Annotated in this window: 13 protein-coding genes and 1 other annotated feature; of the genes, 4 read left to right on the forward strand and 9 right to left on the reverse strand. The window is 37.9% G+C overall.

Annotated features, from left to right (window positions below):
• Nucleotides 1-43 precede the first annotated feature (43 nt).
• From thrS to HMPREF1495_RS10150, 5 genes are all read right to left on the reverse strand, one after another.
• Complete coding sequence (gene thrS / locus HMPREF1495_RS10130) at nucleotides 44-1,999, reverse strand: threonine--tRNA ligase (RefSeq protein WP_034214447.1); 1,956 nt, start codon at nucleotides 1,997-1,999, stop codon at nucleotides 44-46.
• 44 nt (nucleotides 2,000-2,043) lie between these two features.
• Nucleotides 2,044-2,236: a binding site (T-box leader), on the reverse strand.
• A gap of 52 nt (nucleotides 2,237-2,288) precedes the next feature.
• Nucleotides 2,289-3,506: an FAD-dependent oxidoreductase gene (locus tag HMPREF1495_RS10135; protein WP_034214449.1), complete on the reverse strand. Its 1,218-nt coding sequence runs from the start codon at nucleotides 3,504-3,506 to the stop codon at nucleotides 2,289-2,291.
• A 156-nt stretch (nucleotides 3,507-3,662) separates the two neighbouring features.
• Entirely contained in the window at nucleotides 3,663-4,028 is a 366-nt protein-coding gene (locus HMPREF1495_RS10140) for a metal-dependent transcriptional regulator (protein WP_007591325.1), read from the reverse strand.
• Nucleotides 4,029-4,180: 152 nt separating this feature from the next.
• Entirely contained in the window at nucleotides 4,181-6,217 is a 2,037-nt protein-coding gene (locus tag HMPREF1495_RS10145) for a heavy metal translocating P-type ATPase (protein ID WP_051007193.1), read from the reverse strand.
• Between the two features lie 134 nt (nucleotides 6,218-6,351).
• Nucleotides 6,352-6,618 (reverse strand): DUF6110 family protein, encoded by a 267-nt coding sequence (locus HMPREF1495_RS10150; RefSeq protein WP_007591321.1) that lies wholly within the window; start codon nucleotides 6,616-6,618, stop codon nucleotides 6,352-6,354.
• A gap of 291 nt (nucleotides 6,619-6,909) precedes the next feature.
• Here HMPREF1495_RS10150 and HMPREF1495_RS10155 point away from each other — a divergent pair, with 291 nt between their 5' ends.
• From HMPREF1495_RS10155 to HMPREF1495_RS10170, 4 genes are all read left to right on the forward strand, one after another.
• Entirely contained in the window at nucleotides 6,910-7,122 is a 213-nt protein-coding gene (locus HMPREF1495_RS10155; RefSeq protein WP_007591319.1) for a FeoA family protein, read from the forward strand.
• A gap of 113 nt (nucleotides 7,123-7,235) precedes the next feature.
• Nucleotides 7,236-7,460 (forward strand): FeoA family protein, encoded by a 225-nt coding sequence (locus HMPREF1495_RS10160; protein ID WP_007591316.1) that lies wholly within the window; start codon nucleotides 7,236-7,238, stop codon nucleotides 7,458-7,460.
• A 9-nt stretch (nucleotides 7,461-7,469) separates the two neighbouring features.
• Nucleotides 7,470-9,602 (forward strand): ferrous iron transport protein B, encoded by a 2,133-nt coding sequence (feoB, locus tag HMPREF1495_RS10165; RefSeq protein ID WP_034214452.1) that lies wholly within the window; start codon nucleotides 7,470-7,472, stop codon nucleotides 9,600-9,602.
• A gap of 41 nt (nucleotides 9,603-9,643) precedes the next feature.
• A complete protein-coding gene (locus tag HMPREF1495_RS10170; RefSeq protein WP_007591313.1) occupies nucleotides 9,644-9,784 on the forward strand; it encodes a FeoB-associated Cys-rich membrane protein in 141 nt (46 codons plus the stop codon).
• A gap of 51 nt (nucleotides 9,785-9,835) precedes the next feature.
• On the opposite strand, the gene HMPREF1495_RS10175 is transcribed toward HMPREF1495_RS10170, so the two are convergent.
• Genes HMPREF1495_RS10175 through HMPREF1495_RS10190 form a run of 4 tightly spaced genes read right to left on the reverse strand, consistent with a single transcriptional unit; the run spans nucleotide 9,836 to nucleotide 14,777 of the window.
• A complete protein-coding gene (locus tag HMPREF1495_RS10175; protein WP_034214455.1) occupies nucleotides 9,836-12,445 on the reverse strand; it encodes a translation factor GTPase family protein in 2,610 nt (869 codons plus the stop codon).
• A gap of 9 nt (nucleotides 12,446-12,454) precedes the next feature.
• Nucleotides 12,455-12,922 carry a Cys-tRNA(Pro) deacylase gene (gene ybaK / locus HMPREF1495_RS10180; RefSeq protein ID WP_034214457.1) on the reverse strand — a complete coding sequence of 156 codons (468 nt, stop codon included), beginning with the start codon at nucleotides 12,920-12,922 and terminating at the stop codon, nucleotides 12,455-12,457.
• A 25-nt stretch (nucleotides 12,923-12,947) separates the two neighbouring features.
• On the reverse strand, nucleotides 12,948-14,312 hold the full coding sequence (gene radA, locus HMPREF1495_RS10185; protein WP_034214695.1) for a DNA repair protein RadA: 1,365 nt from the start codon (nucleotides 14,310-14,312) through the stop codon (nucleotides 12,948-12,950).
• A gap of 54 nt (nucleotides 14,313-14,366) precedes the next feature.
• Complete coding sequence (locus tag HMPREF1495_RS10190; RefSeq protein WP_007591309.1) at nucleotides 14,367-14,777, reverse strand: hypothetical protein; 411 nt, start codon at nucleotides 14,775-14,777, stop codon at nucleotides 14,367-14,369.
• Nucleotides 14,778-14,820: the final 43 nt, after the last annotated feature.

Raw genomic sequence — 14,820 nt, forward strand, 5'->3', positions numbered from 1 at the left:
CAAAGATTTTTTAAAGGTCTTTGCCATCTTTTAAATTCACATTTTATTCAGTTACTTCTTCTTTTCTGATTTCTTTTGTTCTTATCTCTTTGCAGATCATATCGACAAAATCTGAAAGTTTTTTGCTTCCCTCATCTCCTGCAAATCTGCTTCTTACAGATACGCTTCCTTCAGCTTCTTCCTTCTCTCCTACTACAAGCATATATGGAAGTCTTGAAAGTCTGGCATCTCTTATCTTAAATCCTATCTTCTCCGTTCTTGTATCAACAGTAGCGTCCACACCGTTTTTCTTAAGTTCTTTTAAAACGGAGTTTGCATAGTCTGCATACTTGTCTGATATAGGAAGAATTCTTACCTGCTCAGGGCATAACCATGTAGGGAACTTTCCTGCATATTTTTCTATAAGCCATGCAAGTGTTCTCTCATAGCATCCAAGAGATGTTCTGTGTACAATATAAGGTCTTACCTTTGCACCGTTTTGATCGATATAATAAAGGTCGAAGTTTTCTGCAATAGCGGCATCAAGCTGGATTGTAATCATTGTATCCTCTTTGCCGTAAACATTCTTTGCCTGAATATCAATCTTAGGACCGTAGAATGCGGCCTCACCGTCAGCCTCTGTAAAAGGAAGTCCCTTTTCTACCAGTATATTTCTAAGTGCCGCCTGTGTACCTTCCCAATATGCCTCATCTCCAAGGTATTTTTCCTTATTATCCTTATCCCACTTTGAAAGTCTGAATGTTACATCATCTCTAAGACCCAGTGTTTCAAGTACATATATTGCAAGGTTAAGACAGCTTTGAAGCTCTTCTTCAGCCTGATCCGGTCTTATTACATTATGGCCTTCGGAAATAGTAAACTGTCTTACTCTTGTAAGTCCGTGCATCTCTCCCGAATCTTCATTTCTGAAAAGTGTTGAAGTCTCACCCATACGATATGGAAGATCTCTGTATGACTTTTGAGTATTCTTGTATACATAATACTGGAACGGACATGTCATCGGTCTTAGTGCAAGAATCTCTCCGTCATGCTGAGGATCTCCCAAAATAAACATACCGTCCTGATAGTGATCCCAGTGTCCTGAAATCTTATAAAGATCCGACTTTGCCATAAGCGGAGTCTTTGTTCTTACATAGCCCCACTCATTGTCCTCAAGATCCTCAATCCATCTTTGTAGTTTCTGAATCATCTTTGTACCCTTCGGTAACATAAGAGGAAGTCCTTGACCCACTACATCTACAGTTGTAAAGAGTTCCATTTCTCTTCCAAGCTTGTTATGATCTCTAAGCTTAATATCTTCAAGATGCTTTAAATGTGCCTCAAGCTCCTCTTTTGAATTATAGGCTGTACCGTATATTCTTTGAAGCTTTGCCTTGTTTGAATCACCTCTCCAATATGCCATTGATGATGATATAAGTTTAAAAGCCTTTATATCCTTTGTTCTTTGAAGATGAGGTCCTGCACAAAGATCTGTGAAATCTCCCTGCTTATAGAAAGATATCTTCTCACCCTCAGGCAAATCTTTTATAAGTTCTACCTTATATGGCTCTTGTCTTTCTTCCATAAACTTGATGGCTTCTTCTCTTGGAAGCTCAAATTTCTCTATATGAGCACCTTCTTTTATAACCTTCTTCATTTCAGCCTCAAGCTTGTCAAGATCTTCTCTTGAGAAAGGCTCATGGTCAAAATCATAGTAAAATCCTTCCGCAATGCTTGGTCCGATAGCAAGCTTGGCATCCGGGAAAACTCTTTTTACAGCTTCAGCAAGTACATGCGATGCTGAATGTCTTATAACGGAGAGTGCCTCCCTATCCTTTAATGTAATAAGATTGAGCTCACAATCACTCTCAATTTCATCTCTTAAATCATGCATAACACCGTTTACTTCACCGGCAACAACATTTCTTGCCAAACCCTCACTGATGTCCTTAGCAATATCAATAATACTTTTTTTGCTCTCATATTCTTTTACTGAGCCGTCTTTTAATGTTATCTTCATATTTCCTCCATTTCCAATAATAAAAAATCGCCCCTAAACTTTCGTTTAAGGGCGATTGACGCGGTTCCACCTTAATTCAGATATATAAATATATCCCTCATTTGATTATAACGTAATCAACGTGCTGTATTAAAGCCACTCCGAGACGGTCTTCACATATACTTCCATAAGTTGCTCTCAGCCTCCAACTCTCTCTGTAATTTCCACATATGCTACTTTTCTCTTCTTCGTTTATGCACAATATAATATTACTTGATTTTACCTTTGTCAAGGTCTCAGTGTATTTTATTTATAAATTTTCCAAATAATTGAGCATACCTTCTACGGCAACCTTTGCCTGAGCGACTGCATCAACTACTGTTTTTGAGCCGTGAACCACATCACCTGCCGCAAAAACACCTTCAACCGTTGTCATGCAGTTTTCATCAACTATCAAAAGCCCCTTATCCGATGCTCTAAGTCCGTCTGTTGTAAGAACAAGTTTATTCTTAGGTCCGTTACTTACAGATATGATTGTAGAATCTGCATCTACATAGTCGAGTTCTTTTTCATAGTCGATAACATTATCTTCTTCATCAAATATTGCAGTCTTAAATACAGGACCGTCATATGTAATGGCTTCAATAGCCTTACCGAATATAAACTCGGCTCCTTCATATTTGGCCGCCTCGACCTCTACGGAGTTTGCTGCAACTCTTTTACTTCTGGCATAGAGCTTTACCGTTCTTGAACCTCTTCTAAGTGCCGTTCTTGCCACATCCATTGCGGCATTTCCCATACCGATTATCGCAACACTGTCTCCAAGCTTATGTCCGTCAGGATTTGCCAAGTAGTCTACACTGAAATGTACATTCGGCATACTCTCACCTGCAATACCCAAAGTCTTTGCTCTCCACACTCCGGTACCTACAAATACTGCCTTGTAACCGTCTCTGAAAAGATCCTTTATCTCCAAAGCTCCGCCAACTGCGGTATTGTTTCTTATCTTTATTCCCATTTTTTCCATCTTGTCATAGTATCTTTGCATTAAAGACTTCGGCAATCTGAAATCAGGAATGCCGTACTGAAGCACTCCGCCTATTGTATTCTTTTCATCAAAAATAGTTACATCATAGCCTTCTTTTATCATCTTAATCGCTACAGTCATACCTGCAGGACCTCCGCCTATGACTGCGACCATCACATTCTTTCTCGGCTTTTTAACAAATTCCATTCTGTCCAGATAAAAGTCCGATATAAACTTTTCTATATCACAAAATCTTACCGGATTGTTTTTTCTGTTCATTATACAATTACCGAGGCATTGAGCTTCATGGTCACAAACTATTGAGCAAACCAAAGATAAAGGATTGTTATCAAAGAGAATTTCTCCGGCCTCCATTATCTTTCCTTCTTTAAAAAGTGATATAACCTGCGGTATTGATGTTGTTATAGGACAATGACTGCTGCAAAGCGGTTTTTTACATTGCAGACATTTATTGGCCTCATTTACTATATGTAATCCCATATTTTACCTCTTACTTCCAACTAACTTAATATAAATCGGGTTAAGTTTACAGTGTAAATAAATATTTTTCAATAAAGTATCTGATAAAATACATTTAGATATTTTTTTGACAAAAGCCCATAAATCCGTCACGGATCCATAGGCTTTTTCTTTAGACTATTTATTCTTAAAATATTCCTTAAAACATTCAAATGTCTCTTCACTGATATAGTGTTCTATTCTGCAGGCATCTTCTATCGCTGTTTCCTTGCTTACACCCATCTTTTGTAAAATTTCACCTAATGTGATATGTCTTTCAAGTGTAGATTCAGCAATCTCCAAGCCCTTTTCAGTCAATGTGATATGTCCTTCATTGTCAACTTCAACATAGCCGTTTTCTCTGAACTTTTTCATCTGCTCACTTATAGTCGGCTTTGAATATCCCATTTCTCTTGCAATGTCAACTGCCCTTACAACTCCCGTCTTTTTCTTTAAACTGAGTATTGTCTCCAGATACATCTCGGCAGCTTCCTGTATAACCATAATTACCTCCTTCTTTAATAAATTCCTGCTTACTGTTTATGCTGATATTATACCTAAAGATGTCGCAATTATCAAATGCTTGCGACTCTTTTGGTTATCTTTGTAAAAATCGGACATCAAAAGATGTCCGAATATATTAAATTTGGTTTTTATTAATTCTCCGGTAAAAGATTTGTCATACTTGAAAGTGATATACCTACAGTTGACAAATTGTGAAGCAGTGATGATGTTCCCGGAGCAAGTATTCCCAAAATGCCCAGACCTATTAATGAACCGTTAAATCCCATAATAAATCTGAAGTTTGAGCGAACTCTTCTTGTAAGCTTATTTGAAAGTTCTTTTAATCTTACAAGATCGTTTAAATCATCGGCAGATATACATACATCCGCTATCTCTCTGGCAATTGCGGCACCTTCACTTATGGCAATACCGCAGTCTGCAGCCGATAATGCAGGTGAATCGTTTATACCGTCACCGATCATTATTACGGTTCTTCCCTTTGCCTTTTCTTTTTCCACGTAGCTTGCCTTATCCTCAGGCAATACTTCAGCGTAGAATTTATCTACTCCTACCTCTTTTGCAATAGCTTCGGCCGTATGGATATTATCTCCTGTCATCATAACTGTCTTTTTGATTCCAAGAGCCTTTAATTTCTTTAAAACATCCTTTGCTTCGGCTCTTAGAGGATCTGCAATCTCAATAATGGCTGCAAGTCTTCCTGCAATAGCCATAAACAGATGCGAATATCTGTGGTCAAGCTCTGCAAGCTTCTTCTTTGCATCTTCACTAAGCTGTGCCTTCTCATCTTCAATTACAAAATGATAGCTTCCTATTACAACCTTGTCACCTTCTATTTTACTTGCAATACCGTGTGCAACTACATACTGCACCTCGGAATGCATCTCTTTATGACGAATCTTTCTGTCTTTAGCCTCTTTTACTACAGCATTTGCTATTGAGTGAGGATAATGCTCCTCAAGGCATGCGGCAATCTTTAAGAGCTGATTCTCATCATCTCCGTCAATGCCGATAATTCTTTGTACCTTAGGGCATGCATATGTAAGTGTACCTGTCTTATCAAATACTATAGTATCTGCATTGGCAATTGCCTCCATAAACTTTCCGCCCTTTACGGTAATCTTGTCATTTCCGGCCTCTCTCATTGCCGAAAGTACTGCAAGAGGCATAGAAAGCTTCAATGCACATGAGAAATCCACCATAAGAACAGACAATGCTCTTGTTACATTTCTTGTGAACAGATATGTAAGTCCTGTTGCAAGCAATGAATATGGTACAAGTCTGTCTGCAAGTCTGTTTGCCATATTTTCGGTATTTGATTTAAGCTTTTCGCTCTCCTCAATCATTGATACAATCTTATCGTATCTGCTCTGTCCTGTAGTTGCGGCCACCTTTAAGAGACATTCTCCCTCTTCTACAACAGTTCCTGCATATACTCTTGATCCGGCTCTCTTTTCTACCGGTACGGATTCACCTGTAAGAGATGCCTGATTTAACATAGCCTCTCCACTTACCATCTCTCCGTCAACAGGCACTATATTTCCTGTATGAACTCTGATGGTATCACCTGATTGAATCTGTGAAATAGGAACGGAAACTTCACCGTCATCTGTTACAAGCCATACCTTATCTACATTTAATGACATACTTCTTGCAAGATCGTCTACAGACTTCTTATGTGTCCAATCTTCAAGCTCATTACCTACACCAAGCAAAAGCATAAGTGATCCGGCTGTTGAGAAATTGCCCTGTGCAATAGATATTCCTATAGACAATGCATCAAGCAAATCAACCTCAAATTTTAACTTAAACAAACATTTAAGGCCTTTATAAATATATGGAACAGCCTTAACAATTGTATAAATATTATTGATGATGTTTGGGAAGAACATTTTTCTCACGCCTGTGAACATGAGCATTCCCACCATCTTCTCCTGAAAATCTCTTGTTATCTGTCTGCCTGAAGTACTTGGCATACTCTCAAGCAAGGCTGTATTATTATAATCAAATTTCTTAAGTTTATTTATAACTGCGTCTCTTTTATTTTCCTTATAATAAATAGCGACATCGCAGGTTCTTTCATATACAACGGCTTTTCTGATAAATTCAAAGCCTTCCAAATAATATTGAAGCATATCAGCTTCTTTTACCGACATTCTTTTTTGAGCCATGCGCACACGCATTCTTCTTTTTGACTCGTGTAAAATTTTACAATTCACTTTTTATCCCTCTACATCTTTTTATAACTTAAGGAAGAGTCAGACTCTTCCTTATACTAAAAACTATATATTACTGATAAGAGAAATTACTCTTCGATGTTTCCTTCAGCTTCCTTTGCTGCACGCTCCTCGTTGATATCCTTAGCTTCTGCTAAAATATCACTTGCATTCTCCTGTACACATGAAACTGTATCCATTACACACTCCTTCATACGAAGTACTGCCGCTGTTCCCTGTGCATAAGCTTTCTTAGCATCCTTGCTTGAAAGCAACTTAATTCCTGCTGTACCGAAAAGTGTACCTGCTGCAAATAAACCGAACTTCTTCCATCCAAAACCATTAAGTAAAAACATATTAACCTCCTTAAGTTAGCGTCAACTAATTTTAACAATTATATTTTATAAAATTTATTACGGTAATAATATATCATAAACTTAAATCCTTGTAAATAGAAAATTTGCTCCAAAATAGGCCTTTTACTCGTGAATATTGTATTTTTTTTAATACTTTTTAGTTAGTTTTTACTGATAATCAGTAAATTCAGTAAGTAAGCTCTAACTTTTTCTTAAAAAAATCTTGCATTTAATGTTAGTGTATGCTAACCTATAGAATGTATTTGACATGTTTCATGAAAAGGAGGAGTTATGATGCCATTACTTATGGCTAACTTAGGTGAAGAATACACAATAAAGCAAATCGGCGGTCGTGAAAAAGATAAAACTTTTTTGGCAACTCTCGGATTTGTTGTTGACGGCAAAATAACCGTTGTTAATGCTATGGCCGGAAACTTGATTGTTAATATCAAGGATTCAAGAGTAGCAATCAGCAAGGAATTAGCCTCAAAGATTATGATCTAAGTAGCCCAAACAATTTTAAGAAGTAGAATGTAAGCATTTATCTACATTCGCCAATGGAATTTCCATTGTATGTTTTCAGAAATCACTTATTATAATGCGGAAAGGAGAATGGAATGGATACTTTAAGAGATGTAAAAATCGGTGAGACTGTTACTGTTGCCAGAGTTCATGGCGAAGGTCCTGTAAAAAGAAGAATCATGGATATGGGTGTAACAAAGGGTACAACTATTCATGTACGTAAGGTAGCGCCTCTTGGTGACCCTATTGAGGTTACTGTTAGAGGATACGAGCTTTCTATCAGAAAAGCAGATGCGGAAAATATTGAAATAAAAAGATAAGGAGCTAATATGGCAATCAGAATTGCGCTTACCGGAAACCCAAATACCGGTAAAACTACTTTATTTAATGCCTTGACAGGTTCAAACCAGACAGTTGGAAACTGGCCCGGTGTTACAGTTGAAAAGAAGGAAGGAAAACTTAAAGGACATACAGATGTTATTATTACAGACCTTCCGGGTGTTTATTCTCTCTCTCCATATACATTGGAGGAAGTTGTAGCAAGAAACTATGTTCTCAATGAAAAGCCTGATGCGATACTTAATATCATCGACGGTACAAACCTTGAGAGAAACTTATATCTTACTTCACAGGTTACAGAGTTAGGTGTCCCTGTTGTTATCGCGGTAAACATGCTCGATGTACTTGAAAAGAGCGGAAACAAGCTTGACCTTGATAAAATGAGTGAAAAACTTGGATGTCCTGTTGTGGAAATATCCGCACTTAAGGGTACAGGTGTTATGGAGGCTGCAGAAAAGGCTATCGAGATAGCAAAGAGCCACACTCTTCCAAAGGAAAAACATGAGTTTGACAAGAATGTAGAAGAAGCCGTTAAAGATATCATCGCTCTTCTTCCAAGCAGCGTACCTGAGCTTCAAAGAAGATGGTACGGTGTTAAGTTGTTCCAAAGAGATGATAAGGCTATTGAGCAGTTAAATCTTTCAGAAAGTACACTTGCCGATATTGAAAAGATTATAACAAAATGTGAAGATGCTATGGATGATGAATCTGAAAGTATTATCACATCCGAGAGATACAATTATATCTCAACAGTTATTGCAAGTTTTTATAAGGTTAAAAATAAAGACTATGTAAGTATTTCAGATAAGATTGACAAGATAGTTACAAACAGAATTTTGGGTCTTCCGATATTCGCAGCTATCATGTTTGCCGTTTATTATATTTCTATTACCACTGTAGGTACAGGAATGACCGACTGGGTAAATGATGTTTTGTTCGCAGAAATTATTCAGCCGGGTGTTCAAGGTTTCCTTGAATCTGCCGGCGTTGCAGAGTGGCTTGTCGGTCTTATTGTAAACGGTATTATTGCCGGTGTAGGTGCCGTAATCGGATTCCTTCCTCAGATGCTTACACTCTTCTTCTTCCTCGCTTTCTTAGAGGGCTGTGGATATATGGCGAGAATTGCATTCGTTATGGACAGAGTTTTTAGAAGATTCGGACTTTCAGGTAAGAGCTTTATTCCAATCCTTATAGGTACAGGTTGCGGTGTTCCGGGAATTATGGCTTCAAGAACTATTGAGAGTGAGCATGACAGAAGAATGACGGTTATTACAACCACATTTATTCCATGTTCTGCAAAACTTCCTGTTATAGCACTTATATCAGGTGCATTGTTTGATAATGACGCGTGGGTTGCTTCATCAGCTTACTTTGTAGGTATTGCCGCTATTGTCATCTCAGGTATCATGCTTAAGAAGACAAAACTATTCTCAGGCGATCCTTCACCGTTCGTTATAGAGCTTCCTGCATATCACCTTCCTACAGCAGGTTCAATCATCAGATCAATGGCTGAAAGAGGTTGGAGCTTCGTAAAGAAGGCAGGTACAGTTATTACACTTGCAACTATCCTTATATGGTTCCTTAGCTATTTCGGATTTGTAGACGGTTCATTCTCATATCTTGCTGAAGATCAGATGGATACTTCTCTTCTTGCAAATATCGGAAACACATTTGCTTGGATTTTTGCTCCTCTCGGTTGGGGTACATGGAAGCCTGCAGTTGCAGCCATCACAGGACTTATGGCAAAAGAGAATGTCGTAGGTACATTCGGTATTCTATACCATGTTTCCAATTTCAATGCGGATACCGGTGAGGGTATCTGGCAGCTTTTACGTGCCGACTACACACCTCTATCAGCTTACTCATACCTCGTATTCAACCTTCTGTGTGCTCCTTGTATTGCAGCGATGAGTGCTATCAGAAGAGAGATGAGCAGTATAAAGTGGTTCTGGACTGCTGTAGGATATCAATGTATTTTTGCATATATAGTAGCTATGATTATATATCAGATAGGTTCACTTATCCTTACAGGTAAGTTCGGTGTCGGTACAATATTCGGATTTATCGGAATCGCAGCTATTATTTACGGTCTTGTACGCAAGCCTTATGAAGAAAAAAACTAAAGCTTACGCATAAACCGTTTCATTAAAGAAAGGAGATAATTATGGCAGCAACAGTTGTTATTTCAGCTGTATTGGTCGGCGTAGTGGGTCTTATTGTAAGATCTATTTATAAAGATAAGAAAAACGGGAAGTCCTCTTGTGGTGGAGGATGTGGCGGTTGCTCAGGCAGCTGTCATACCTGATTCTTTATTCAAATATTTGAATCCAATTAAAAGAAAGAGCCCCGGCATTTGCTAGGGCTCTTCTTTTTTACCAAGTCTGATATTTTCTATTTTTTCTTTTAACTCTCCTTCTAAAGAATCAAACAATCTGTTTGTAACTGAAGTCTTTTCTATATGTTCTTTTCTGAAAGCCTCTTTGGTATCCTCAAGATCCTTTAAAAACTCCCTTGCAGAGATAAGTATTGCCCCCTTACCTCTTATAATAATCTGCTCAATACCATCTGATGTTGCTACGGTGACATCATATCTTTTTATCATTTCATGTGTTGTCTTTTCTATATACTGATCTGCTGTTTCCGCAGTCTTTGTATATACCACATACACACCCGAGAAATTCTTTACTTCCGTAGGATGATTTACCAGTCTGTAAGCATCAAATACAACAATAATCTCATAATCTTTATACGCCTTATAATCTATAAGAAGTTCAACAAGCCTGTCTCTTGCCGCATCAATATTTATCTGTGCAAGTTCATTTAAAGACTTTGAGGCAAAGATAATATTATATCCGTCAACCAACAGATAATGTTTCTTCTTTACCCTTTCTTTATAAACATATTCTTTTTCAGGTGTTCTCTTTACAGGAGCATCCCGGTCTCCTATCCTTGGAGTGACTTTACCATAGGTCCTTTCAAATATGGCCATAAGCTCTTCACTGTCGGCTTTTGAAGCGTCATAGGTGGATCTGACAGTCTCTATCTTCTCCTCTTCTTTTACAAGCTCAAACTTCTTTAAAGGTAAATGCATATAGTTAAATACTTCATTCCACGGCACTATAAAACTCTCGCCATGAGAACAAAATACGGAATCCGGAGTGTTCTTTGTATCATATTCCGACATATATGAGCTTTTTTCTATAATCTCATCCGCATTATGGCATGGTAAAAATCCTTTAAGACTGAATCCTATATGTCCAAGTCCCTTGGTATATGATAAAAGCGTACTTCCATAGTTTTGTATATTGACGGTAGGTGCATATCCCGTAACTCTAAGAGTCTCACCCCCCTCATAGCTTATATCTTCGGCATTCATATTGTTTAAATCATTTAACAGTCTGCCAAGAGAATTCATGGGTATATTTATCTCAAAGTCATAGTAAGGTTCCAGTAAGACAGATTTTGCATACATCAATCCATGTCTTACAGCTCTGTTTACCGCCTCAAGAAAATCTCCTCCCTCGGTATGCTTTTCATGCGCTCTGCCTGCTACCAGAGTAAGCACCACATCGGTAAGCTCACTGCCTGTCAGCACTCCTCTGAATTTTGAAGTCTCAACAATATTTCTTACCTGACTCTGATAATTCTTTGGAAGCTCATCATCCGACACCTCATTTACAAATACTATGCCGCTTCCTCTCTCGCCTTCACTGATAAGCATATGCACTTCGGCATAATGTCTTAAAGGCTCAAAATGCCCTACACCCTCGATATATCCTGCTATAGTTTCCTTATAAATAATACCGCCGTCTATAAAATCGCAGTTTAACCCGAGTCTCTCACCTACAAGATTTTTTATAAGATCTATCTGAACTTCACCCATTAAGCTTACCTTGATTTTAGCAAGTTCTTCATCATACTCCATTTTTATTTCAGGTATCTCGTCAAATATCTGCAAAAGCTTAGGGTATATTTGATTTATGCTTATATCGTCTGGGAATACCATATTGTAACTGAGTACCGGTAAAAGCTTTTGTACAGGCCTTTTTATATCTCCGAATGTATCACCTGCATGAACTTTTGACAGTCCTGTTACCGCTATAATATCACCTGCAAAGGCATTTTCTACAGCTATGTATTTTTCACCGTCATAAGCTCTTATCTGATTTATCTTTTCATCAAAGAGTGTATCCTTTACCTTCAGGCTTCCACCAAGAAGCTTTATAAAGGAAAGTCTGTTTCCGTTTTCATCATATTTTATCTTGTATACTATTCCTGATAGTTCATCAGGATAAGTCTTTTCATGTATATACTCTTTTATAAGTTCAAGTATTCCTTCTATATTAATAAGTTTTAATCCTGAACCGAATATAGTAGGAAATACCTTTGAATTCTCTATACAATAGCTTATATCGGATTTTGTTATATCTTCCCCTTCAATAAACTTTTCTATAAGAGCTTCATCACAGGCTGCAACCTCTTCTAAAAGCATCTTATTTTCATTTGAAAAGTCCACTATATTTTTTGAAAGAGCTTTTTTAAGCCCCTCCAATACTTTGTCCTTGTCAAACTTATCACTGTCTATTTTATTTACAAATATTACAGTAGGTATATTTGCTTCTCTTAATAATCTGAAAAGAGTATGTGAATGTGATTGTACACCTTCACTTCCGCTGATTACGAGAACTGCAATATCAAGTACGGAAATGGTTCTTTCCATTTCCGCACTGAAATCTACATGTCCCGGAGTGTCAATTATATTTATTTCTATATCATCTATACTTGTCCTTGCAAGCTTTGAAAATATAGTTATTCCTCTTTTTCTTTCATATTCATCATTATCCAAAAAGCTGTCTCCGAAATCCACTCTTCCTGTTTTTCTGAGCTTTCCTGTTTTGTAGAGTATCGCCTCTATCAATGTAGTTTTCCCGGCATCTACATGTGCCAACACACCGACATTAATCATAGCTTTAACCTATGTCAATGCGGCAAAACTTACAGGCACAAATTTTTCAATTTCTTTTGGATCCATCTCCACCTGATAACCGATTTTGCCTGCACTGAATATAATATTTTCATAATTCAAAGCTGTGGAATCAATTACAGTAGTAAATCTCTTTTTCATACCTATCGGAGAACAGCCTCCATGTATATATCCTGTAAGCGGCAATAAATCCTTTGACTTCAGCATTTCTATAGACTTTTCACCCACCGCTTTTGCCGCCTCTTTTAAGTTAAGCTCCTCTGCCACCGGTATTACAAACACATAGTTTGCCTTACTCTTTCCTACAGTTACCAAAGTCTTAAAAACCTTTCTCTCATCCTGTCCCAAGAGATTTGCCACCTCTACACCGTTTGTAGCCGGCGTATCTATATATGAATAATGATTATACTTTATCTTTTTCTGATCCAAAAGTCTCATTACATTTGTTTTCTCGTCCATTTTTCTCTCTTTCCTTTTATATCTGTCAACTTAAAAGTGAGACCGCTTCATTTATATTTCTTACCCCTATAAGCTTCATATTCCCTTTAAAAGAAATCTTCTCAAGGCATACCATGGGTAAAATACATACCTCAAATCCAAGCTTCATAGCCTCTCTGATTCTGATCTCAGGCATACTTACAGCTCTTACCTCGCCTGAGAGTCCCACCTCTCCGAATATTACCGTCTTTTCATCTATTGTCCTGTTTTTCATGCTTGAGATAAGCGACATGATAATTGACAAATCCAGTGCAGGCTCATTTATTCTAAGTCCACCGGCTATATTTATATATGCATCATATCTGCTCATTGCAAGTGCACATCTTTTTTCTATAACCGCCATCAAAAGATTTATTCTGTTTACATCCGTTCCTGTGGAAGTTCTCCTCGGAAGTCCGAATGCTGTAGGAACCACCAAAGCCTGTACTTCAACCAGTATCGGTCTTGTCCCCTCCATCAAACATGCTACGGCCGCTCCTGTAGCATTCTGCGGTCTGCCGGATAGCATAAACTCGGAAGGATTTTTCACTTCTATAAGTCCCACCTGCTGCATTTCAAATACACCTATCTCATTTGTAGAACCGAATCTGTTCTTGACAGCACGCAGTATTCTATATGAAGCAAATCTGTCACCTTCAAAATATAGTACCGTATCTACCATATGCTCAAGCACTCTCGGACCTGCAACCTGTCCTTCTTTTGTTACATGTCCGACTATAAATATAGCTATATTATTTTCCTTTGCCACCTGCATTAAAAGATTTGTGGATTCTCTTACCTGACTTACACTTCCCGGAGCCGACGCAACCTCTTCATTAAACATAGTCTGTATAGAGTCTATGACTACCACATCCGGCTTTTCACTCAGCACGGTTTCTTTTATAATATTGAGATTGGTCTCACACAGAAAACTTAAATTATCTGTGATTTCTCCCACTCTCTTTGCTCTCATCTTTATCTGCTTTAAACTCTCCTCACCTGAGATATAAAGCACAGTTCTGTTATCATTCGATATGTTCTTACAAACCTGAAGCAATAATGTGGACTTTCCAATTCCCGGATCTCCACCCACCAAAACAAGTGAACCTCTTACCACTCCACCGCCAAGTACTCTGTCAAGTTCCTCAAAACCTGTCTTAAATCTGTCCTCATCTTCCAGCTGTATTTCAGACAGCTTAGCAGGCTTTTTATATGTATTTGCAGATATTCCTCTGCTTACCGTCTTTGTCTTTGCTACGGGCTCTTCCACAAGACTGTTCCATGCCTTACACATATGGCATTGTCCCAACCACTTCGGTGACTCATATCCGCATTCCTTACAAAAGAATGCACTGGTTTTTGCTTTTGCCATAAAAACCTTTCTATTTAAAATGGGCATATCCGGCTTACCGATATGCCCATGCAACTATCTTTTTTTGATTAAAACCTTTGATCCGTTCTCACTTAGCTCAACACTAAATATAAGCTTACCTGATAGATTGGTCTTCATGCCTCCGATACTTACATCATCGACATAAACCTCATATTCCGTATCTTCTTCCAAGCCGATAGTTATTTGAGTATCCCCAAAACCGTATATATCAAAAGAAGTTATATTTGGGGTGGTTTCAAATTCCATTACTGTACTACCCGGAACCGATTCATACACAAAAGCCGAATTTCTTTCAAGCTTTGTTATCTCCTTAAATGTCTTTACCTTATATACGTCCCCCTCATGTGCAAAATCTTCTACCTTTGACTTTGTACCAAGAATATAATTTCCAAAACTAAGTTTACCATCCGCCTCTTTGCAAATCAGACTCTCTACTACAGGCATATAAACCTCCTACCAAGCTATGTTTTTGTAGAAATAGTATACA

It is taken from the genome of Lachnoanaerobaculum sp. MSX33, assembly GCF_000512995.1.
GTDB lineage: Bacteria > Bacillota > Clostridia > Lachnospirales > Lachnospiraceae > Lachnoanaerobaculum.